Source organism: uncultured Subdoligranulum sp., from assembly GCF_963931595.1.
In the GTDB taxonomy this organism is placed as follows: domain Bacteria; phylum Bacillota; class Clostridia; order Oscillospirales; family Ruminococcaceae; genus Gemmiger.
Window position 1 is genome coordinate 2110804 of record NZ_OZ007030.1, and the last position, 22286, is coordinate 2133089.

Sequence of the window (22286 nt, forward strand, 5' to 3'; positions counted from 1 at the left end):
TCAGTACCCCTCCTTTTGTAGGATTTTTTGCAGCGCGGCCCGGGTGCGGTGTTCCACCACCCGCGCCGAGGATTCGGTGATCTGCAATCGCTGGGCGATCTCGGCGTAGGAATACCCCTGCGCCCGCAGCTCCACCACCTGCCGGGACCGGGGATTCATCTCCGCCAGGGCCCGCCGCACCCCTTCCAGGGCGCGGCGGGCGTCGGTGACTTCGGCCAGGGTATCCTGCCCGAGACACCGCTCCAGCATTGCCTCAGGATCGTCCAGACTGACGGTGTCCCGCCGTTTGCGCAGGCTTTCCAGCCAGATGTTGCGGGCGATACCGAAGAGCCAGGTCTTTACCGCGCAATCTCCCCGGAAGGTGGGCAGCCGCCGCAGCGCACGAAGGAAGGTTTCGCTGAGCAGGTCCTCGGCCTCGGCCGTATCCCGGGTCAGATGGCATAAGTAGCGGTAGAGGTCGGCGCGGTACAGATTGTAGAGCGTTTCCAGTTCCGGCAGCTTCACGGGCGGTTCCGCCTCCTTTCAGTAGGATTTCAGGCACCTTACATTCTATTGGTGGCAGGCTCAGCGCGGATGTTACACTTTCCGACAAAAAAATCCCGGACCGCAGGGTCCGGGAATTTTTTACGAGAGAATCCAGTTGAGGATCAGCAGCAGCGCCAGCATCCCCACGTTGCACACCGTGAACCAGACAAGGTAGGTGTTGCGGCGTTCGGGGCTGTTCTGGGCCACCAGCTTGTAGGAGATCAGGCTGGCCATGGACGCGATGAGGGTGCCGAGGCCCCCCAGGTTGCAGCCGATGAGCAGGTCCTTCCAGTCCTGGGTGAAGCCGGAGAGAAGCAGCGCGGCGGGCACGTTGCTGATGACCTGGCTGGCCAGCACCGAGACGGCCACCACATGGCCTTCCAGCACCGAAGCGATGAAGTCCTTGAACCAGCCGACACCCCCCAGGTTGCCGATAAAAATGAAGAAGGCGATGAAGGTGCCCAGCAGCGAGTAGTCCACTTTGGCCAGCACGCCGCGGTCGTAGAAGACCAGGAAGACGGCGGCGATGGCCGCGATGACCAGCGGCGGCAGCACGTCGAAGATGCCCAGCAGGCAGAGCACAAACCCGGCGCCGTAGACCGCCAGCGTGCGGGGCGGGGCCAGTTTGCTCTGGACGGTGGCAGCCTGCACCGGCACAGACTCGCACCGCAGGATCAGCAGCACCAGGCAGACCGCCGACAGCAGTGCGTAGGGCAGCATGAGGCCCACCAGCTCAAAGAAGGACATGCCGGATTTGGTGTACAGGTAGAGGTTCTGAGGGTTGCCCATGGGGGTGAGCATACTGCCCAGGTTGGCCGCCACCGTCTGCAGGATGACCAGCGGCACCACCAGCCAGTCCTGTCCGGCCATGTGGAGCACCACCAGCGCGAAGGGCACAAAGGTGATGAGGGAGACATCGTTGGTGATGACCATGCTGCAGAAGAAGGGCAGGAACACCAGCACAAAGAGCATCTTGCGGGTGGTGTCGGTGCGGCGCAGCAGACAGTTGCCCAGCCAGACGAACAGCCCGGCCTTCTGGAAGCCCTTCATCACCGCCATCAGGCTGAAGAGCATGGCCAGGGTATCCCAGTCGATGTACTCCGCGTAGGCTGCGCTGGGCGGGTTGAAGGCCACCGACACGATGGCCAGCACCGCCGCAATGCACAACACCGTTTCCTGTTTGAAAAAGGCAGCACACCGCTGCCCGAATCCGCTTTTCATTTCCTATGCCTCTTTTACCCAAATTTTCCTACGGTATTATAGAAAACGGGCGGCGGACTGTCAATTCTCTTTTTACACAAAAATCCCGCCGGGCGCAAAGGCCCGGCAGGATTCGGGTTAGGGAGGATTACTCAGCAGGCGGTACGTCGATTTCCATATCCGCCTGGGGATAGGTCACACAGGGATGAATCCAGCCGAACTTGCGGTCGGCTGCACGGCGGCCGTCCCGGCCGTCCGCCACCAGATAGTCGCCGCCCAGCCACTTGCTGTGGCAGTAGCCGCAGCCGCCGGCCCGGCACTTGTTGGGCGCCTGGATGCCGCCCCGCTCCATGGACACCAGCAGCGTCTCGTCCTCCCGGGCAGGCACCGTACAGACCTTGTCCCGGATATGGACGGTGAGGGTGAAGGTGCGGGGATTTTCCACCGCGCGGGCACCGCAACAGGTGGCGTCCTTGCGCACCGCCTTCACCGGCAGCTGCAGGGGTTCCAGCTCCTTCTGGATAAAGGCATACATGGCCGCCGGGCCGCAGAGGAAGAAGGTAACATCCTGCAGATCGGCGTATTTTTTCATCAGTTCCGCCGAGACGAAACCATGCTCGTAGCCTTGCCGCGTTTCGTCGCTGAGAACGTAGACCACCTTCAGAGCGCCTTCTGCCGCCAGGGCGTCCAGTTCGGCCTTGTAGGCCAGATGGGCTTCGTCACGGGCGCCGTAGAAAAGCAGCATCTCGTAGGGCTCATCCCCCTCCTTCCGGCTCTTGGCCATCGAAAGGAAGGGCGTGATGCCGCTGCCGCCTGCCACGCAGACGATCTTCTTGTGATCCCGCAGCGTCTCGTAGTGGAATTCACCGGCGGGCTCGGTCATGAGGAACCGGTCCCCCACCTTGGCCTGGCGGTTGAGGTAGTCCGAGAAGAATCCGGCATCCTCGATGCCCAGGGTCAGCTTGTTTTGCAGGGCTTCCCGGGGGCTGGAGGAGATGGAGTAAGGACGGCTGACCACGCTGCCCTCCACGGTGCCCTGCAGCGAGACATACTGCCCTGCCCGGAAGAAGGGGAAGGCATCGGCATCGGTGCGGCGGAAGGTCAGCTCGGTCATCCGGTCGGTGAGGGCGCGCACGGCGGTGACCTCCACCTCCATGCGGCCGGGATGCAGCGCCTTGGCCATCTCGTTCACACGGTAATGCTGGGGCAGCGGCGTATCGGCACCGGAGGCCAGCTCCTTGCGGCGGTTGGGCACCAACTTGGTGAAGCGGAGCATATCCATGAATCCGAAGATCTGTTTTTTGAAGTTCATATCACTGCGCCTCCTTCTTGAGATCGCCCACCGTCTGGCGGCCGGACAGGTCGCCCGACACATAGGCGCTGGAATAGCCGCTGGAACGCATGGCGTAGCCGCCGGCAAACCGCAGCCCCGGACAGAGGGCGGCGTCCTCCTTCATCATCATCATGCGGGGCATCAGGCTGTCCCAGCCGGCGGTCTCGTAGCCGTAGATGACGCCCTCGGGATGGCCGCAGTACCGGGCATAGGTGGTGGGAGAGGCCACCGCGATCTCCTCGATGGCATCGCGGATTTTGCAGCCGGTCTCCCGCTCAAAGACGTTGATCATGTCCTCGGCCAGACGGTCCTTGGCCTTGAAATAGTCGGTCTCGGAGACGTTGCCCCAGTCATCCGACATGATGAGGGTGGTAAAATACATCATGCAGGTGCCTTCGGGGGAGCACTCGGGGTAGGCGTTGTTCAGACAGACGGTGGCCTGGGCATGGTTGGTGGAGACCTTGCGCATCAGGTCGTACTGTTTGACGGTGTCGGCGGTATCGTAGATGAAGTAGTTGTGGCTCCTGATGCCCAGTTCCTGGGCGGATTTGTTGAGTCCCAGGAAGAGGGTGAAGCCGCGGCCCGCGAAGGTCCGGGCGTTGGTGGCGCGGATCTGGGCCTCGGTGACGGACTTCTTGTCCAGCATCTTGCCGAAAACCAGGTGCGGGGCACAGTTGGCGATGACGTGGCGGGTCTCGATGACGGTGCCGTCGGTGAGCTGCACGCCGGTGATGGCCCGGTTGTCATCGGTGAGGATGGACGCGGCCTCGGAATGATACCAGATATCGCCGCCCAGTTCCCGGATGCGGGCGTCCATGGCCAGGCTGATCTCGTGGGAGCGCATCTTGGGCATCCAGGCGTCCCGGGTGATGTAGCGGATGACCATCGAGCCGTAGTGCAAAAAGCTCAGCCGGTCGCAGTCCACACCCAGATAGCACCAGTAGGCATTGAGGATATCCCGGGCCGCCTGGGGCATTTTGAGGGCTTCCAGCACCTCATTCACCGAGTAGCTGCCCGCCTTGATGAAGTTGGGGAAATGGGACTTCATATAGTCCGAATCGGTGTTGCCGTTCACCGCGTTGGAGTAGGTCTGGGCGTCCCGCACCTCGTTGCAGAGCTGGAAGAATTCCGTCATGGATTTGCGGGAACCCGGCACATACTGCTCCATCCTGTCGATGAAGGCCTCCACGCCGAAGGGCATCTCGCAGTCATATTTCTTGTCGGTGGTGATCAGGTGGTAGGCCTCGGGGATGCGGATCCAGTCGATCTTGTCCTCCACCCCCAGCTCCCGGAAGAGGGTGCGGATATCACCGGGTTCGGTGGGCGAACCAAAGTCGTTGAGCTCGTGCAGGCTGGCCTCGAACTCGAAGCGGCCCCGCTTGAAGCTGGTGGCAAAGCCGCCGGGCAGATTGTGCTTTTCCAGCAGCAGGCAGGAATAGCCCCCCTGCAGCACACGGATGGCGGCGGTCAGACCGCCGTTGCCGGCGCCGATGACCACCACGTCATAGCGTTTTGTGTTTTGCGTTTCCATAAAGACCTCCTTGCAAATCACAGGATCAGATGGCGGGACCGCCCCAGCCAGTACTGCAGCTGGGCGTCGTCGGTGACATTCTTGTAATAGCGCAGAATGACCTTGTAGAACTCGGTCAGTTCAGCATCGATCTGGGCCTCGGTGAGGTCGCAGTAATCGGTGGCCAGCATGACCCCCATGCCGTAACAGCGGTACTGCATCTGGTGGTGCATCCGCCGGGCGGTCTCGGGGTCCATCTCCAGGTTCTGGCTGAGCAGCCGGATGGTCTCGTCCTGGTTGATATCGTCCAGCAGCGTTTCCCCCGGCGCCCGGCGCCGCAGATAGACAAACCGGAACAATTCCTTCTCCTGCCGGGCAAACTGTAAAAAATGCTGCCCGAATTCCTTGTAGTTGGTGCACCGGAACTGCAGGTATTCCTTACGCACATAGGGCAGCAGCGCCGCCCGCAGCTGCTCCATATTGGTGAATTCATAGTAGAGCGGCTGGGTGGAACACCCCAGCTCCCCCGCGATGCTGCGCACCGTGAGGGCCCCCTCCCCTTTCTGCCGGATGACCTGGGCGGCGGCACGCAGAATATCCTCTTTTTCGATCTGCTTGGAACGGGGCATGGGCTCTCCTTTTGTAACAGGTGTTATTTTATGATTCCATTGTACCACGCCCTGTTAAAAAAGCAACAAAAATTTTTTCCCATCCCGCGATTTTTTACAACAAAAAAACGGCAGGGCCTTTGGGGGAAGGTCCTGCCGGGGTCATCGGGTCCTGGGGCGGGCAGCTCTGGGCGCGGTCCATTTTGCTTTCCTCCCGGCTCACAGGTCCAGCGGCATCCCGCTGTGCAGCGGCTGCAGCTGATCCCCCAGAATTTCCAGCAGCCGCTCCTGGGCGGGCTTGCCGGTGCAGTGGCCGGTGAAGAACCGGGTGTGATACCCTTGCAGCGCCCGGCCGGTGGCCTCGATGATCTGCCACTGTTCCGGCGTGTAGGGATCGGCCTGCTTCATATGAAAACCGCTGACCGCCACATCGGGGTCGCCGCCGAACAGTTCCCGGTAGCGGTCCAGAATGTTGAGGATGCCGTTGTGGGCGCAGCCCGACAGCAGGACATGCTGCCCGTTCAGGGAGATGACCAGGCACTGTTCGTGGGAAAAATCGTCCTGCACCAGGCGGCCGTCGGGGGCCGCTGCCTGCAGTTCCCGGTTGCTTTCCGGCCAGAAGCGCCGCCCCGTAATGCCGGTGAAGAGGAAAAGCTCCTCATCCAGACGGCAGTCGCCCTCCAGCAGATGCAGGTTGGGCAGCTGCAGGATAGCTTTGTCGATGCCGATATAGCGGTCACCGTGGTAGAAGTCCCCCGCTGCCCCCCGCTGCATATAGATCTGCGCCCGGGGCGCCAGTTCCGCCAGGCGCAAGAGGCCCCCGGCGTGGTCGTAGTGGCCGTGGCTGAGCACCACCGTATCCACCCGGGAGAGGTCCAGTCCCAGGGCGGCGGCATTGTCCGCAAAGGCGCCGGTGGCACCGGTGTCCAGCAGCAGTCTGTGGCGGGTGGTCTCGATGTAGAGACTCAGCCCGTGTTCATGGGCGCACCCCGGCGCGCCGGGGGTGTTCTCGATGAGCGTGATGATCCGCATGGTCCTTTCCTCCCGTTTTTGGTTCCAGTATAACACAAAAGGCGGCACAGCCCAAGCTGTGCCGCCCGAAAGATCGCGCTTTTTCCGATCAGCCGGTGACGGTGACCGAAGTGATGTGGGGGTTGACGCCCTCGTACCAGTACAGGAAGCCTTCCATATCGATGGTCTGGCCCACCTGCAGGTTCTTCACCGCCTGGTAGACCTCGGTGGTGTTGTCGCAGAGGTAGCTCTCGATGGTGAAGGTGTAGGTCTGGCCATTGTAGGAGGCGTTGAAGTACAGGTCATCGCCGTCCGTGCCGGAACCGTCGTAGTTGTACAGGAAGGCAGCCTCGGCGCCGTTGGCGTCGGTGCTGGGCTCCACGGTCAGGCCCTTGAAGCTGACCAGCTCGTTCTGATGGTCGATGAGTTCATCGCTGCCCAGCAGCTCGGTGACATCCAGAGGCTCCGCCACGAAGGTGTCGGCGCCGTCCACAAACTCGAAGGTGCCGTCGGTGATTTCCACCTCACCGCTCCACTCGCTCTTGTAGCCGGTGACGCGGATGCAGGTGCCGGGGGTCAGCTTGTCGTAGTCCTCCTCGGAGCAGGCCATGTCGTAGGCGAAGTAGGCGCCGTCCTGATCCTGCAGATAGACGGTGGCGGTGGCCTGCTCGGCGTACCAGGACTGCTTGGCCTGGACGTAGGCTTCGATGGTGACCTCGGTGTCCAGATCGGCGGCCATGTACTCCTCATGGCTCAGCACGGTGCCGGACGCGGCGGCCTCGGAAGTGGCGGCTTCGGAAGAAACAGCCTCGGACTCGACGGCAGAGGAGGCAGACGCAGACTCGGAAGCAGCTTCGCTGGAAGACGAAGTGCTGCCCGCACAGGCGGCGAGCGAGAAGGTCATGCCCAGTGCCATCAGCACAGACAGAATTTTTTTCATGTTCAATATCCTCCTTAAACGGGTTGCGTTCAGGCGCAACCTCCTAGCTATTATACCGCAACGGGCCGGAAAATCAACCTTTTTTGCCCCCATCAAGGCGTTTTTGCGCCTTTTGGGCGCTGCGGCGGCGCACCGCCTGCCAGGCCACATAGGCCAGCATGAGGATCCAGGCGGCGGCCAGGCCCGCCAGCAGCGCCACGGCCGTGCCGGGCAGCGGGCCCAGATCGGCCTTGCCCCCCGAGGGGGAAAACGCGTCCAGATGGTACAGCGACTGGGTGTCGGCGTAGAGCGCCTGGATGTAGGCGTCGTCCACCGTCTGGCTGCGCCGCACCGACTTGGTCACATCCTCAATGAGCTGGCCCGCCGCATCCCGCAGCGAGGCCGACCCGTTGAAGACTGCCGTCACAAAGGTGTCGTCCAGATGGTCCAGCAGCAGCTGCACGGCGTCCATCTTCACCTGGTAGTGGGTGTTGTTGTCCTCCCCTGCCCGGCTCAGGTAGTCCTGGTAGGCGGGGTCGGCCTGGGCCTTGGTGGTCACCGGCACGTAGCCCTCCGTTTCGGAGTAGGCGATCTGCACATCATTGGTGAGCAGATACTGGGCGAACAGCCAGGAGGCCAGCACCTCCTGGGGGTCGTCCTTGTTGAAGATGCAGATGGAGGGGCCCTGGGAGATCATCTGGGGATGTTCGGGGTCAAACTGGGGAATCATCCGCACCTCGGTGTCAAAGGGGACCACCTCGTCAGCGGCAATGTCCATCAGCGGCGCATCGCTGCCCATCCAGGTGGAGCCGGCGGTGGAGTCCACCGCAAAGACGCACTGTCCGGCGTTGAGGAAGTTGGCCGGATAGCCGGAAATTTTGAAGGTGGAGAAGGCCCCGCTGGCCGTGTGGGCGGCGATGCCCTCCAGCAGCTGGGTCGTCGTGTCGTTGAATAGCTGGATGTCGCCGGTGGAGGTGGAGTAGCCCGCCCCCTTCTGGCGCAGCATCTGGATCATCATGTTGTCAGTGGATTTGTAGAGGAAGGGGATCAGCACCTTCTGGCCGTTGAGGCTGTAGACGCCGTCGGCCCCCTTGGTGGCGGCCGCCGCCTCGGACACCTCCCAGACGAAATCCCAGGTCAGCACGTCGGGCACCTCATACCCCAGGGCCTCCACAAAGTCCTTGTTGATGTAGCAGGCCTCGGTGGAGCGCATGTAGGGAATGGCATAGTAGGACCCGCCCAGTTTGCACTCCTCCAGGAACTGGGGCACCATCTCCTCCCGGGAGGGCCCGTCGTAGAGCAGCTCGTCGCCGCCCAGGCCGTAGTGCTCGTCGGCGAAGAGGTCGTCCAGCGGCACCACCACGTTGTTGCCGGTTAGGTAGGTGGCGATGTGGTCGGGATAGGTGATGCAGACGTTGGGGGTGGTGCCGGTGGAAATGTTGGTGATGACATCGTTATAGATGTCGCCGTAGTCGGTGTAGAGGCGCAGCGTCACCGTGATGTTGGGGTAAAGCTGCTGGAAGTCGGCGATGGCCTGTTTGTAGATATCGGTCTGGGTCTTGTTGGTATCGTTCTTGGCCCAGAAGACCACCTCGTAGTTTTTGGAGGTGTCGAAGGAATCCGGCACCGCGAAGGCTGCCTGTTCCCGGCGGCCGTGGCAGCCCGAGAGCACCAGCGACCCCGCCAGCAGCGCCGCCGCGCAGAGGGATATAAACTTTTTCATCCTTTGATGCCTCCCCGGGACGCGCCCTCCATGATCTTGTTGCGGAACGCCAGGAAGAGCGCCACCAGCGGCACCGAGATGACCACCACGGCGGCCATCATGGCGGGGATGTTCTCCCGGCCGAAGCCCTCCTCCCGGATCTGCTGGATGCCGTTGGAGACCAGGAAGTAGGCCTGGTCGTCGGTGACAAGCCGCGGCCAGACGTAGGAGTTCCAGCACTCGATGAGCTTCAAGATCGTCACCGTGACGATGGTGGGCCGGCAGATGGGGATCATCACCTTCCACAGGTATTTGAGATCCGAGGTGCCGTCCACCTTGGCCGCCCGGTAGAGTTCATCGGGCACCTGCTCGAAGCTCTCTTTCAGCAGGTAGATATAGAAAATGGAGGTGATGGAGGGCAGGATCAGGCCGGTGAAGGTGTTGCGCAGGTCCAGGTTGGTGATGGTCACATAGTTGGTGATGACCACCAGTTCGCTGGGGATCATCATCAGGGACAGGAAGGCCCCGAAGAGCAGGTTCTTGCCCCGGAACTCCAGCCGGGCAAAGGCGTAGGCCGCCAGCGTGCTGACGATGACCATGGCCGCCGTGGTGATGAGGGCGAAGATCAGCGTATTGAGCAGATAGCCCCCCAGCGGCACCGCCGTGAAGGCCTGCTGGTAGTTTTCGAGAGTAGGGGCCAGCGTAAAGAACCGGGGCGTATGCTCCGAGTTGTAGGCGCCGTAGCTTTTCAGCGAGGTGAGCACCATCCAGTAAAAGGGAAAGAGCACCACCACGGCCCAGATGCTGAGCCCCAGGTAGGTCAGCGCCTTGCGCAGCCCCGCTTTGCGGTCCGCCGCGCGGCGCCTGGCTTCAAAATCTTCCGACATAGTGAAAGCCTCCTTAGTCGCGCAGCTGCCGGCGGGTGACCAGCAGGTTGATGCAGGTGATGGTGAGGACGATGACGAAGAGGATGATGGCCGCCGCCGAAGCGTAGGACGGGTAGCCGCCGCTGTCGCCGTAGAGCATGTCGTAGACATAGCCCACGATGGTGTTCATGCCCGCAGCGTTCAGGTCGGTGCCGAAGAGGGCCACCGCGTCGCTGTAGGCCTTGAAGGCGCCGATGAAGCCGGTGATGACCAGGTAGACGATCATGGGGGAGATCAGCGGCAGCGTGATGCGGAAGAAGATCCGCCGCCGGGAGGTGCCGTCCACCCGGGCGGCCTTGTAGTAGTCCTGGTTCACCGAGGCCAGCGCGCCGGTGAGCACGAGAATCTTAAAGGGCATGACCACCCAGATGGTGTAGAAGCAGAGCACGAACATCTTGGCCCAGTGGGGACCGTTGATGAAGTCGATGGGCCCGGCGCCGAACCAGCGGAGCATCAGGTTCACAAGACCGTCGGTGTACTCGGTCTTCTGGAAGAGCACCATGAAGACAAGGCCCACCGCCAGCGTATTGGTGACGTAGGGCAGGAAGTAGACGGTCTGGTAGAGTTTGCGCAGGGGTTTTATCGAGCTGAGCCCCGCAGAGATCAGCAGTGCCAGACAGGTGGAGACGGGCACCGTGATGATGACCAGGACAAAGGTATTCTCCACCGCCTGCAGGAAGTAGGGGTCGTGGAGCACATAGCTGTAGTTATAAAGGCCCACCCCGAAGTAGGTCTGGGAGGCGAAGTTGAAGCCCTCCTCCCCCGAGTAGACCAGCACGTCGATGAGGGGGTAGACCAGAAACGCCGCCAGCAGCACCAGGGACGGCAGCAGGTAAAGCCACGCCTTGTTGAGTTTGCGATGCATGGACAGTTCCCTCCTTCCGGCACTCAGACCCCGGCGCCGAAGCGGATGCGCGCCTCGGTGTCATGGTCGAAGAGGAACACCTTGTCGGGGTGCAGGGCAAAACGGACGGTATCGGAGGTGCCGTCCACGTCGTGGCGGGCGTTGACGATGGCCCGCAGCGTGTCGGTCACGCAGGCGGGGTGGGTGCAGACGATGCTCACATCCCGGCCCAGCACCTCCACCCGGGAGAGCCCGCACACCACCGGGCCGTTGGGGTCGGGGGTGAAGCCCTCGGGTCGGATGCCCACCCAGACGGTGCCGTCCGGCGCACCGGGCACCGCCAGCGCATCCTGTCCAGCCAGCAACAGCCGGCCCTTCTGAACATTGCCCTCAAACACATTGATGGGCGGCGTGCCCAGGAATTTGGCCACAAACAGGTTGGCCGGGTCGTCGTAGACCTGCTGGGGTTTGCCCTGCTGCATGAGCAGGCCGTCCTTCATCACCACGATGCGGTCCGAGATGCTCATAGCCTCCTCCTGGTCATGGGTGACGAACAGCGTGGTGATGCCGGTCTTTTTCTGGATCTTGCAGATCTCCTCCCGGGTCTGCAGCCGCAGCCGGGCGTCCAGGTTGGAGAGGGGCTCGTCCAGCAGCAGCACCTTGGGCATCTTGACCAGCGCCCGGGCGATGGCCACACGCTGCTGCTGGCCACCCGAGAGTTCCTTGGGCTTGCGGTCCAGCAGCTCCTCGATCTGGACGAGGGCCGCGGCCTCCTGGGCACGGCGGCGCATCTCGGCCCTGGAGAGTTTCTGGGCGCCCTTCAGGTTTTCCAGCGGGAAGGTGATGTTCTGCAATACCGTCAGGTGCGGATAAAGGGCGTAGTTCTGGAAGACCATCCCCACCCCACGCAGCTCGGGCGGCAGGCTGGTCACGTCCTCCACGCCGAAGAGGATCCTGCCCTCGGTGGGGGTCTCCAGCCCGCAGATCATGTTCAGCGTCGTGCTCTTGCCGCAGCCCGACGGTCCCAGCAGACCCACCAGCAGCCCGTCCGGCACTTCAAAGGTGAGTTTGTCCACCGCCGTGACTTCGCCGCGGGCTTTCCGGCCCCGGGCCGGGAAGCGCTTGGTGAGGTCCTGCAACTGAATATTCATGCACTCCATCTCCCCTGTGCTTTTGCATTTTAGCCTTTATTATACAGGGTTTCGAGCCGTTCCACAAGGCTTTGTCCTGTTTTTGCCCGTTTCCTCCTTGACACTGCGCCCCCGGGCGCGTAGGATAGGAGAGAAATTATACAAGACAAAGGTGTGGGAAAAAACGTGTTTGAGAAAAACGTTTCCCTGACCAGCGGCAACGTGGCCAGGGGTATGCTTGTGTTTGCGGTGCCCATCTTTTTCAGCAATCTGTTCCAGCAGCTCTACAACGCGGTGGATTCGCTGATCGTGGGCAACTTTCTGGGCGGCGACGCCCTGGCGGCCGTGGGTTCCTCCGGCAGCCTGATTTTTCTGCTCACCGGCTTTGTGAACGGCGTCAGCCTGGGCGCCGGCGTGCTGGTGGCCCGCCACTACGGCGCCAAGGACGACGCCGCCCTCCGCCGGGCCGTCCACACCACGGTGGCCCTGGGAATCACCGCCGGCGTGGTGCTCAGCGTGGTGGGCGTGCTGCTCACCCCCCAGATCCTGCGCTGGATGGACACCCCCGAAAACGTCCTGCCCAACTCCATCATCTACTTCCGGGTCTACTTCATGGGCTCGCTGGCCGTGGTCATGTACAATATGGGCGCCAGCATCCTGCAGTCGGTGGGCGACAGCCGCAGTCCCATGCGCTACCTCATCACCGCCTCCATCCTCAACGTCATCCTGGACCTGTGGTTCATCGCAGGGCTCCATATGGGGGTGGGCGGCGCGGCCTTCGCCACCATTATCTCCCAGACGGTCAGCGCCGGGCTGGCCTTCCGCAAGCTGACCCTGACCAAGGAGGCCTACGGCGTGCGGTGGCGCCAGGTGCGCTTCCATCCCGCCACCCTGCGGGCCGTGGTGGCCCAGGGCGTGCCCTCCGGCGTGCAGAACTCGGTAATCTCCATCGCCAACGTCATCGTCCAGGCCAACATCAATGCCTTCGGCGCCAACGCCATGGCCGGCTGTGGCGCCTACAGCAAGGTGGAGGGCTTCGTCTTCCTGCCGGTGACCTGCTTCTCCATGGCGCTGGCCACCTTCGTCAGCCAGAACATCGGCGCCGGGCAGCTGCCCCGGGTGCGCCGCGGCATGCGGTTCGGCATCGTCTGTTCCTGCCTGCTGGCAGAATGCGTGGGTCTGGCCATGTTCACCATGGCCCCCATCTTCATCGGCGCCTTCAGCGGCGAGGCAGACGTGGTCGCCTTCGGCGTGCAGCAGGCGCGCACCGTCTCGCTGTTCTACTGCCTGCTGGCCTTCAGCCACTGCTGCGCCGGCATCCTGCGGGGCCTGGGACGCCCCGTGGTGCCCATGGTCATCATGCTGGCCATATGGTGTGCCCTGCGCATCACCTACATCACCATCACGGTGCACTTTATCCCCCAGATTTCGGTGGTCTTCTGGGCCTACCCCATCACCTGGGCCATCAGCTCGCTGCTCTTCGCCTGGTACCTGACCCACTGCCCCATGCCCGCTCCCGGCGGCGGGGCACAGCAGCATCCGGCCTAATTTTTCGACAGACACAACCACAAGAACTGTACAAAAAATCCATTGATTTTACGCTGCAGCGGGTGTATTATAGGATGAGCGCATCCTGTACAGCAGCACCGTAACGATGAAAACGGGCGAGGGTTTTCCGGTCGGTATCCGGCCGGGGGCCCCGCTGTTTTTTTGCACAGGAACCGGCGCGGAGAGTAGAGAGAGGGAAAAAATATGCAAGTAGTAGAGACTTTCGGGCGGACCGTGGAGGCCTGGAGCAACCAGAACCCCCAGCGTGCGCGCACACTGCTGCGCACCGGGTGGGAAGCCCAGAACCTGAAAAACCGGTTCAGCCCCGACAAACGCCTGCAGCCCGCCGACCGCAAGCTGGCCCGCATCATGATGGACGCCATGCTGGCCCCGCTGCAGGACCCCGAACACTCGGCCATGGTCAGCGTCTTCACCCCCTGCGAGATGCTCCAGGAAGTGGGCCTCAACCCCTACAATGTGGAGGCGTTTTCCTGCTATCTGTCGGGTTCCCAGGCGGAGCGCGGCTTTCTGCAGCAGGCCGAGAACACCGGCATTTCCGAGACGCTGTGCAGCTACCACAAGACCTTTCTGGGTGCGGCGCAGAAGGGCGTGCTGCCCAAGCCGAAGTGCATTGTCTACACCAACCTGACCTGTGACGCCAACCTGCTGACCTTCCGCACGCTGAGCCAGCTGTACCATGTGCAGCCCTTTGCCATCGACGTGCCCATGCAGCAGAACGAGGACAACGTGGAATACGTGGCCGCCCAGCTGCGGGCGCTGGCCTCCTTCCTGGAACAGCAGACCGGCCGCACCATCGACGAGGAAGCGCTGAAGGAGCGGCTGCGCCGTTCCAAGCGCACCCTGGAAAAATACCGCACCTATCAGCAGAAGCGGGCCGACCGGTATGTGCCTACCGATCTGGTGACGCCGCTGTACTGCGGTATGACCAACAACATCCTGCTGGGCACTCCCCAGGTGGAAGCCTATGTGGACGAGCTGCTGAAAGATGTGGAGCTCGCCCCCGCCGCCAAAGGCAAGCGCATCTACTGGATGCACACCATCCCCTTCTGGTCGGACGCCATCAAGGAGGACCTGCTCTTCCGGGAGGATGCCCAGATCGTGGGATGCGAGCTCAGCGAAGTGTCCGAGCCGGACTTTGACCCCGAGCACCCCTACGAGGCCATGGCCCACCGTATGGTCTACCATGCCCTCAACGGCAGCGCGGTGCGCCGCATCGAGGCGGGCATCCGCCACGCCAAGCAGGTCAAGGCCGACGGCGTGGTGTGGTTCGACCACTGGGGCTGCAAGCACACCCTGGGCGCGGCCCAGCTGGCCAAAAAGAAGTTTGAGGAAGCGGGTCTGCCGCTGCTGATTCTGGACGGCGACGGCTGCGACCGCAGCCACGGCGGCGAGGGCCAGACCTCCACCCGCCTGGGCGCTTTCCTGGAGATGCTGAACGAACCGGGTCGCACCGAGGAAGGAGCCAAGGCATGAACAAGACCTATTACGTCTGCAAATACACCCCCATTGAACTGCTGACCGCCCTGGGCGCTCAGTGCGAGAACCTGAACGGCATGCAGGAGGGATTTGACAAAGCCGACCAGTTGGCCCATTCCAACATCTGCGGCTTCGGCAAGTCGCTGCTGGAAGCGGTCATGAGCGGTCAGGTCCACGAGCTGGTGCTGGTGAACTGCTGCGACACCATCCGCAGCGTCTACGACGTGCTGGAGGAGAGCGGCAAGCTGGACTTCCTTTACATCGTGGACATGCTGCACAGCGGCGGCGAGTGCAGCCGGGAGCGCACGGCAGCCCAGCTGAAGGGGCTGGCCAAGGCCTACGCGGCCTACAAGGGCACCACCTTTGATGCCAAGGCCTTCCGGGCAGCCTTCCATGCCCCCGAGAAGACCCGCGGGCCCCACATCAGTGTGCTGGGCGCCCGGATGGGCAAGGAGCTCTTCGAGATGGTGCAGGGTGCCATGCCCTACCCCGTAGAGAACGAGACCTGTGTGCACAACCGTTCGGTGGGCGAAGTGCTGCCGCCGGAAGACGCCGATTTTGACGCCCTGATGGAGTGGTATGCCGCCGAGCTGCTGGGCCAGATTCCCTGCATGCGGATGATGGACAACACCGGCCGCAAGCGGCTCTTCAACGATCCCGACCTGAAGGGGATCATCTACCACACGGTGAAATTCTGCGATTTTTACAGCTTCGAGTACGCCCAGGTCAAGCAGAGCGTGGCGGTGCCGCTGCTGAAGATTGAATCGGACTACACGCTGCAGAGCAGCGGTCAGCTGCTGACCCGTCTGGAGGCCTTTGCCGAGAGCATGGACCCCAGCCAGGGCGAGGAAAAGGAGATCAAGATGGGAAAAGGCTATTTTGCAGGCATTGACAGCGGTTCCACCAGCACCGACGTGGTGATTCTGGACAAGGACAAAAAGATGGTCACCGGCGTGATCCTGCCCACCGGTGCCGGTGCCGCCGTGGGCGCCGAGCGCGCCCTGGAGCAGGCGCTGGAACAGGCCGGCCTCAAACGGGAGGACATCGACGCCATCGTCACCACCGGCTACGGCCGCACGGCCATCCAGGACGGCGACAAGAGCATCACCGAGATCACCTGCCATGCCCGGGGCGCCCATTACCTGGACCCCAGCGTGCGCACCGTCATCGACATCGGCGGCCAGGACAGCAAGGTCATCCGGCTGGATGAGAACGGCGCCGTGGAGAACTTCGTCATGAACGACAAGTGTGCCGCCGGCACCGGCCGTTTCCTCGAAATGATGGCCCGCACCATGGAGATGAATCTGGACGAGATGAGCAAGGCCGGCCTGCATTATAAGGAAGATATCACCATCTCCAGCATGTGCACGGTGTTTGCGGAATCCGAGGTGGTCTCGCTGATCGCCCAGAACAAGCCCACCGACGATATTGTCCACGGCCTGAACAAGGCGGTGGCTTCCAAGACCGCCACCCTGGCCAAGCGCGTGGGCGGTGCGGAGCGCTACATGATGACGGGCGGCGTCTCCAAGAACCAGGGCCTGGTCAAGACGCTGGAAGAAAAGCTGGGCACCACCCTGGTGGTCAGCGACAAGGCCCAGCTCTGCGGCGCCCTGGGCGCTGCCCTCTTCGCCATGGACATGGTGGGCACCCACTAACGGTTTTGCCGTAACATACCAAAAGACCTGCTTCCTTTGGAGAAGCAGGTCCTTTTTGTGTCTCGAAAACCACTCGCTAGGCGAGTGGTTCCAAAAAAGACTTATGTCGATCATGGTGAAATAAAAACTCCCTTTGCTATAATAGGAGTGCGGTCTGCCAACTGCACAAACAAGCAAAGGGAGGTCATTCAAAAATGAACGACGTAAACAGTTTATCGCATACAAGCTGGAATTGCAAATACCACATAGTCTTTGCGCCGAAATATCGGCGCAAAGTGTTCTACGGCCAGAAGCGCAGAGAAATCGGAGAGATTTTAAGAACACTGTGCAACTGGAAGAAGGTAAAAATCGTGGAAGCAGAAGTATGCCCGGACCATATCCACATGCTGGTCGAGATACCGCCGAAATATTCGGTTTCGAGCTTCATGGGGTATCTGAAGGGGAAAAGCAGCCTGATGCTGTACGAGAAATTCCCAGAACTGAAATTCAAGTATCGCAATAGGGAGTTCTGGTGCAGGGGATACTATGTGGATACAGCAGGAAAGTACAGTTTACAAGGGACTACACAGGGTAGGTATCTGACGGGAGGGGTGCCGCCAGTCAGATTTTCCATGTGATGTTCAAGCTGTCGCTTGTGGCGGCTATGGTGGTGATCATCAAATCCACCACACGCCGCTTGTCATCAAAAGATACATTCTCCCAGGTATCGAGGTAGCCGGAAATCTGGCTGACCTGTTCCGGGCTGATGGCCTCCACAGTCAACTCCGCTATCCTTGCCAGAAGTTCCTGCTTGCGCCCGTCCAGTTCCGCTATCTTCACATTCACATAGGAGAACAGGACATTGTTTGCCCCCGTCAGACTGTCCACCAGCTTTTCAATCTCGCTGTCTACATGGGCAAGTTCCACTTGCAGGGCGGTGATTTTCGGGTTTGCCTTTGCCGCTTTCTTTTTTCCTGTCAGCGTCTTGTAGCTTGCCAGCTTCTTTACCATCTGCTGATAAACAACCGCTTCCAGTTCCGAAGTGATGATTTTCCCACAGCCAGGACAGCTTTTATTGTCCAGCCGTTTCGTGCAGCGGAGATACTGTTTGCCGGAGGGATTGTAGATACTCATAAGAGCATACCCGCAATTCCCGCACTTGATTTTTCCTGCCAGCCATGTGTGGGTGGCTTTCCGGGCAGACTGGATTTTCATGTTGTTCATCAGCTTCTTGCGGCAGGTCAGCCAGGTGTCGGAGGGGACGATACCCTCATGGGGAGCCAGTACCAGCATTTGGTCTTTTAAGTCGTTTTTCTTGCTGGCCTTTACATCTCGCCCTTGATACAGATAGCAGCCGTTCATGCCCGTAAAATCGGCAACGTCATTGACAATGACTGTACCTTGACTTTTGAAAAATTCGTACACATCAAGGTCTGCCTGCACATAGACAGGATTGCGTAACATCTGCGCCAGCGTGGGGCGTATCAGCTCTTTGCCATGGAACAAAATCCCCTGTTCGGCAAAGTACCGGGTAATGTCCCCGTAGGAAGTTGTGGGCTGGGCGTACATCTCAAACATCAGCCGGATATTGGCCGCTTCCTCCGGGTTTACCACCAGCTTCTTTGTGTTGATACCGTCCATCTTGATAGGCTCCGTATGGAAGCCGTAAGGGGCTTTCCCGCCCATCTTAAAGCCCCGCTGACTGCGGGAGTAGTAAGCGTCCGTTACCCGCTTCTGTATCGTTTCCCGTTCAAGCTGGGCGAACACGATACAGATATTCAGCATGGCCCGTCCCATCGGCGTGGAGGTATCAAACTTTTCCGTAGAGGACACAAACTCCACATTGTACTGCTGGAACAGCTCCATCATGTTGGCAAAGTCCAGAATGGAACGGCTGATACGGTCGAGCTTGTAAACCACGACCTTTGCAATCAAGCCCCGCTTGATGTCCCGCACCAGTTCTTGAAACTTCGGACGGTCTGTGTTCTTGCCGCTGTACCCTTTGTCTGTGTATTCCTTGCAGTTACCGCCTTTCAACTCGTATTTGCAAAATTCAATCTGGCTTTCAATGGAAATGCTGTCCTTTTTGTCTACCGATTGTCTTGCATAGATTGCGTCTATCCGATTGTTCATATTGTCGCTCCTTTTCTTAAAAAAGAAACGGAGCTGCTGACAGTTCTATTATACCGCCAGCAGCCCCGCAAATCAATGATGGGTTTGGAAAACCTTATGTCCCGGCTTCCTCACTCTCCCGCTTGTCGGCGTACTTGCGGAACACCTCATAAAGCTGCTGTTCCAGTTCCCGGCGTTTGGCTGCTTCCTGTTCCGGCGTGAACACCGGGGAGAGATTTTCCAGTGTGATTTCCTTTCCCTGAAAAGTCACGATTTCGATTTCCTTTTTGTATCTGATATTACTTATAAGATCACCTTTCCTTTCCATGCTGCCGCTGTTGCCGTTTCAGTTCCGCTAAAATCTCCGGCGGGATACGGTCAACCAGCCGCCGCATATCGTCCAGTTCGCTTTTTAACTTCGCCCGTTCCATCGTGTCATTCATCTTGCCTTTTTCGCTGGCCTTTGCCCTGACTTCCAGCTTTTCATTTTCCGCTAACAAGTCATTGATTGTGACCTTGTATTTTTTCAGTTGCCCGGAGAAGTTCTCCATCTGCGGAAACCACTTTTTCAGCATGGAGAGGGCTTCCTCTTTCTTCTTTCCGGCGTTCAGCGGGGTAATGCCGGAGAGAACCGCTTCAATGGCCCTCGCCTGTTTGGAGAGGTTGACCGCCTGTTTGAACAGCCGGGTGGGGATATGCTTCCGGCCCGTCTTGCTGGCGCTTTCCCCACGCTCCAGGTCGGGGTACTGCTCCACCATACAGGCGTGAAAATCGTCCTGCCACTTCGTCAGATTGGCCCGGTTGCCGATAATTTCTTTGGCGCACAGGCGGTTGTCCTTTGTCAGCGGCACAAAGACCAAGTGCAGATGGGGCGTTTTTTCATCCATGTGTACCATAGCCGAAACGATGTTCTCCCGGCCCACCCGGTCAATGAGGAAGTCCGCCGCCCTCTGGAAGTAGGCCGCTATCTCCTTTGGGGACTTGCCCTTGAAAAACTCCGGGCTGGCGGTAATCAGCGTGTCCACAAACCGAGTGCTGTCCTTGCGGGTGCGGCATCTGGCCTGCTCGATGCGGCTCTGAATGAAATGGTAGTAGCGGCCATCCGGCTTGACGATGTGGAAATTGTACTTGCTCCGGCTGGTGTCAATGTCCGGGTTGCTGGCGTACTGCTCCTTTTTCCGTTCATGGTGGGCTTCCAGCGGCCCCGCCGGGTGGCCCTTGTGCTTCTCAAATCGCAAAATTGCGTGTTGTGCCATTGAACTCCTTTCCCCATTCCATTCCTTTCCGGCGGGTTTTCCCGCCGAAAATATCTCTGATAGGATTGGAATGGAATGAATGTAAATAGATGGTTTTAATCTCTGTATTTCTATATACCGTCAGATTTCCGTACTTCAAGAGGATTGATTTTCGTACTCGCCAAGTACGGTTTTCAGCCCTCCGGCGTACCATAACCGGATTTCTTGAAGTCGGTGTTTGGAACCGCTTCATAGGATTTCGGGTAAATGCGGTTGGGTTTTCCACAGCCCTGTTTCTGGATTTCCACCAGCCCCGCATACTGCAACTCCCGCAGGGTGTTGACCGCTTTCTGCCGCCCGCAGCGGAGCAAAGCGACCACCTCGCAGATGGGGTAGTACAGGTAGACCCGCCCGTACTCGTCCGCCCAGCCGTTCTTCCGGGACAACTCCGCCCGGCGCAGGACAAAGGCATACAGCACCTTCGCTTCGTTGCTCAAGGGCTGGAATGTGGGTGCTTCAAAAAGGAAATTGGGGAGCCGGGTGAAACTGAACGCCTTTTCCGGCTGGTGAATATAAATCGTGTTTGTCATAGCGTGTTTTGTGGACGGTTAGAGGCCCGTTTTCCGGGGCGAATGATAAATGATACCAGCCGCCCCGGTTGAGGGCTTGCGGAGCCTTGCAAATCAAGGCTTTTCCCGCTCTTAACTGTCCACAGCAGACCTCCTTTTCCGTTCACTTTCTGTTTTCTGCCGCCTGTGAACTCTGGCGGCGCAGTCCGGGCAGTATTTGCCCCGGTTGGACTTCGGGACGAACACACCGCCGCACTCCGCACAGCGTTTCAAGTCCCTGTCCCGGTAAATCTCCGCTTCCAGCGTCCTGTCCAGCGGCAAGACCGCCCAGCGGAACCACTTGCAGCAGACGGAGAACGAAATCATCTGCGGACAGGCGCAGGTGTCGCCATCGTCCAGCGCAAGGCAGTTTCCGTCCTCGCAGTTGCAGCACTCCCGGCGTATCAGGCCGCTGGCTCGTCTCTTCTGGGGCGGGGTTATGCGGTAGGGGGAGCCGTCCGGCCTGTGTTCCAGCGGCGGCAGGTGTTGATAGGGTCTTTTGCTCATGCGTCCCTCCGTTTTCTTTGGCGTGTTCTGTTTCCAAGGTGCTTGTCCATCGATGAACTATCCCAAGTCTACACCTTTTTGACCGCCTGTGCCGTATATCCAAGAGGTAGGAAATCAGCCTGAAAAACTCCCTATTTCCACGCTCTCGGATTTGTGATATAATCAAAAAAAGATAAAAGACAAATTCAGGTTTCTGGTCTTCTTGCACAAAATAAAGGAGGAGCTATTATGCAAATTGTTTATATTCCAAGCGAATCAATGTCTGTTCAAGGTAAAAAAGATGAAATCTATAAAAGATATGGGAAAGACTGGAATATTAGAGAACAGGGAGGAGGTAACGGAAATTGGTTGTTGACCAGAAAAAGTGATGTGCTTGTAGATGGAAAAAGTTATCGTACTTTTGTACTTGAACACTACGGTAAATCCAAGCTGACAGCGAAGCTTGTTGATAAATTTCGTGAAGATGTAGCAAATGGTAAAATAAAACTGTAAATGCCTATGCCGTTATGCTATGAGCATAGTACATAGCATAACGGCTTCTCTTTCGTTGAGCTAGCAAGGAGGGTGAATATGTCTTTATCCATACAAGAGCGATTAAAAGACCTACGTGTGGAGCGTGGCTTGACGCTGGGGCAGCTTGCGGAGCAGACCGGGCTTTCCAAGTCTGCGCTGGGCAGTTACGAAACGGAAGACTTCAAGGACATCAGCCACTATGCCCTTATCCGGCTGGCGAAGTTTTACGGTGTGACCGCTGATTATCTGCTGGGGCTGTCTGAAATGAAAAATCACCCAAACGCCGATCTTGCAGACCTGCGTTTGAGTGATGAAATGATTGACCTGCTGAAAAGCGGGAGGATAGACAATACCCTGCTGTGTGAGCTGGCGGCGCACCCGGATTTCCCCCGGCTGATGGCTGACCTTGAAATCTATGTGAACGGAACGGCACTGAAACAGGCGCAGGGTGCAAACGCCATAGTGGACACGATGAGCGCAACTGTTATAAAAAAGCATAATCCTGGCATGAGTGATACGCAGTTAAGACAGCTTATCACCGCCCATATTGATGAGGACGAGTTTTGCCGCTATGTGATACAACGGGACATAAACGGGATTGCCCTTGCTCTGCGGGAAACACACAAGGACGATTTTTTCAGCGTCCCAGAGGATAACCCGCTAAAAGAAATGCTGGAAACTGCTGGTGAAATCGTCAGCCAGGACAGCGACACGGAACAAGCGTACTTGGCGTTTATCTGCAAACGGCTCAAGCTGAATTTTAGGAAGCTGTCAGTAGAAGAACGGAAGTGGCTGAAAAAGATTGCGGAAAAATCCGACTTGCTGAAGAATCCAAAACCGCAGAGAGGACGAAGATAAAAAATGCCTGAACGGCGGTTCTGGTTTTTCAGAACCACCATCCAGGCATTTTGTTTAGTAATAGAA

Annotated in this window: 21 protein-coding genes and 1 pseudogene; 6 read left to right on the plus strand and 16 right to left on the minus strand. The window is 59.3% G+C overall.

Going from position 1 to position 22286, the window contains the following annotated elements; translation table 11 throughout:
• The 11 genes from ABGT73_RS10230 to ABGT73_RS10280 all read right to left on the minus strand — a co-directional run bounded on the left by ABGT73_RS10230 (window position 1) and on the right by ABGT73_RS10280 (window position 11729).
• A complete protein-coding gene (locus ABGT73_RS10230; RefSeq protein WP_346669614.1) occupies window positions 1-504 on the minus strand; it encodes an RNA polymerase sigma factor in 504 nt (167 codons plus the stop codon).
• 120 nt (window positions 505-624) lie between these two features.
• On the minus strand, window positions 625-1746 hold the full coding sequence (locus ABGT73_RS10235; RefSeq protein WP_346669615.1) for an SLC13 family permease: 1122 nt from the start codon (window positions 1744-1746) through the stop codon (window positions 625-627).
• 127 nt (window positions 1747-1873) lie between these two features.
• Window positions 1874-3037, minus strand: coding sequence for an iron-sulfur cluster-binding domain-containing protein (locus ABGT73_RS10240; RefSeq protein WP_346669616.1), 1164 nt, complete (start codon window positions 3035-3037; stop codon window positions 1874-1876).
• A 1-nt stretch (window position 3038) separates the two neighbouring features.
• The gene (locus tag ABGT73_RS10245; RefSeq protein ID WP_346669617.1) at window positions 3039-4589 is read right to left on the minus strand and encodes an FAD-binding protein; all 1551 of its coding nucleotides are present in this window, start codon (window positions 4587-4589) and stop codon (window positions 3039-3041) included.
• A 17-nt stretch (window positions 4590-4606) separates the two neighbouring features.
• Window positions 4607-5197, minus strand: a complete 591-nt coding sequence (locus ABGT73_RS10250; RefSeq protein WP_346669618.1) for a helix-turn-helix domain-containing protein — start codon at window positions 5195-5197, stop codon at window positions 4607-4609.
• Window positions 5198-5395: 198 nt separating this feature from the next.
• Complete coding sequence (locus tag ABGT73_RS10255) at window positions 5396-6208, minus strand: MBL fold metallo-hydrolase (RefSeq protein WP_346669619.1); 813 nt, start codon at window positions 6206-6208, stop codon at window positions 5396-5398.
• 88 nt (window positions 6209-6296) lie between these two features.
• Complete coding sequence (locus ABGT73_RS10260; RefSeq protein WP_346669620.1) at window positions 6297-7127, minus strand: hypothetical protein; 831 nt, start codon at window positions 7125-7127, stop codon at window positions 6297-6299.
• A 73-nt stretch (window positions 7128-7200) separates the two neighbouring features.
• On the minus strand, window positions 7201-8829 hold the full coding sequence (locus ABGT73_RS10265; RefSeq protein ID WP_346669621.1) for an extracellular solute-binding protein: 1629 nt from the start codon (window positions 8827-8829) through the stop codon (window positions 7201-7203).
• On the minus strand, window positions 8826-9695 hold the full coding sequence (locus ABGT73_RS10270; RefSeq protein ID WP_346669622.1) for a carbohydrate ABC transporter permease: 870 nt from the start codon (window positions 9693-9695) through the stop codon (window positions 8826-8828). Before ABGT73_RS10270 ends, ABGT73_RS10265 begins: the two co-directional genes overlap by 4 nt.
• A 13-nt stretch (window positions 9696-9708) precedes the next feature.
• Entirely contained in the window at window positions 9709-10599 is an 891-nt protein-coding gene (locus ABGT73_RS10275) for a sugar ABC transporter permease (protein WP_346669623.1), read from the minus strand.
• Window positions 10600-10622: 23 nt separating this feature from the next.
• A complete protein-coding gene (locus ABGT73_RS10280; protein ID WP_346669624.1) occupies window positions 10623-11729 on the minus strand; it encodes an ABC transporter ATP-binding protein in 1107 nt (368 codons plus the stop codon).
• Between the two features lie 213 nt (window positions 11730-11942).
• On the opposite strand from ABGT73_RS10280, the gene ABGT73_RS10285 reads away from it, so the two are divergent.
• The 4 genes and pseudogenes from ABGT73_RS10285 to tnpA all read left to right on the plus strand — a co-directional run.
• Window positions 11943-13256: an MATE family efflux transporter gene (locus ABGT73_RS10285; protein ID WP_346670327.1), complete on the plus strand. Its 1314-nt coding sequence runs from the start codon at window positions 11943-11945 to the stop codon at window positions 13254-13256.
• Window positions 13257-13460: 204 nt separating this feature from the next.
• Entirely contained in the window at window positions 13461-14750 is a 1290-nt protein-coding gene (locus ABGT73_RS10290; protein ID WP_346669625.1) for a 2-hydroxyacyl-CoA dehydratase family protein, read from the plus strand.
• Complete coding sequence (locus ABGT73_RS10295; protein ID WP_346669626.1) at window positions 14747-16408, plus strand: acyl-CoA dehydratase activase; 1662 nt, start codon at window positions 14747-14749, stop codon at window positions 16406-16408. The genes ABGT73_RS10290 and ABGT73_RS10295 overlap by 4 nt, the downstream gene beginning before the upstream one ends.
• Window positions 16409-16602: 194 nt before the next feature.
• Window positions 16603-16953: pseudogene (gene tnpA, locus ABGT73_RS10300) on the plus strand (IS200/IS605 family transposase); the annotation flags it as partial.
• A 55-nt stretch (window positions 16954-17008) separates the two neighbouring features.
• Here tnpA and ABGT73_RS10305 read toward each other — a convergent pair.
• The 5 genes from ABGT73_RS10305 to ABGT73_RS10325 all read right to left on the minus strand — a co-directional run bounded on the left by ABGT73_RS10305 (window position 17009) and on the right by ABGT73_RS10325 (window position 20849).
• Entirely contained in the window at window positions 17009-18520 is a 1512-nt protein-coding gene (locus tag ABGT73_RS10305) for a recombinase family protein (protein WP_002575864.1), read from the minus strand.
• 94 nt (window positions 18521-18614) lie between these two features.
• Window positions 18615-18827, minus strand: coding sequence for a hypothetical protein (locus tag ABGT73_RS10310; RefSeq protein ID WP_002584948.1), 213 nt, complete (start codon window positions 18825-18827; stop codon window positions 18615-18617).
• Complete coding sequence (gene mobV, locus ABGT73_RS10315; protein WP_002575862.1) at window positions 18811-19755, minus strand: MobV family relaxase; 945 nt, start codon at window positions 19753-19755, stop codon at window positions 18811-18813. The genes ABGT73_RS10310 and mobV overlap by 17 nt, the downstream gene beginning before the upstream one ends.
• A gap of 173 nt (window positions 19756-19928) precedes the next feature.
• A complete protein-coding gene (locus ABGT73_RS10320) occupies window positions 19929-20324 on the minus strand; it encodes a replication initiator protein A (RefSeq protein WP_002575861.1) in 396 nt (131 codons plus the stop codon).
• A 111-nt stretch (window positions 20325-20435) separates the two neighbouring features.
• Window positions 20436-20849, minus strand: coding sequence for a cysteine-rich VLP domain-containing protein (locus ABGT73_RS10325; RefSeq protein WP_002575860.1), 414 nt, complete (start codon window positions 20847-20849; stop codon window positions 20436-20438).
• 228 nt (window positions 20850-21077) lie between these two features.
• On the opposite strand from ABGT73_RS10325, the gene ABGT73_RS10330 reads away from it, so the two are divergent.
• Window positions 21078-21341 (plus strand): hypothetical protein, encoded by a 264-nt coding sequence (locus ABGT73_RS10330; protein ID WP_002575859.1) that lies wholly within the window; start codon window positions 21078-21080, stop codon window positions 21339-21341.
• Window positions 21342-21419: 78 nt separating this feature from the next.
• On the plus strand, window positions 21420-22220 hold the full coding sequence (locus ABGT73_RS10335; RefSeq protein WP_002575858.1) for a helix-turn-helix domain-containing protein: 801 nt from the start codon (window positions 21420-21422) through the stop codon (window positions 22218-22220).
• Window positions 22221-22286: the final 66 nt, after the last annotated feature.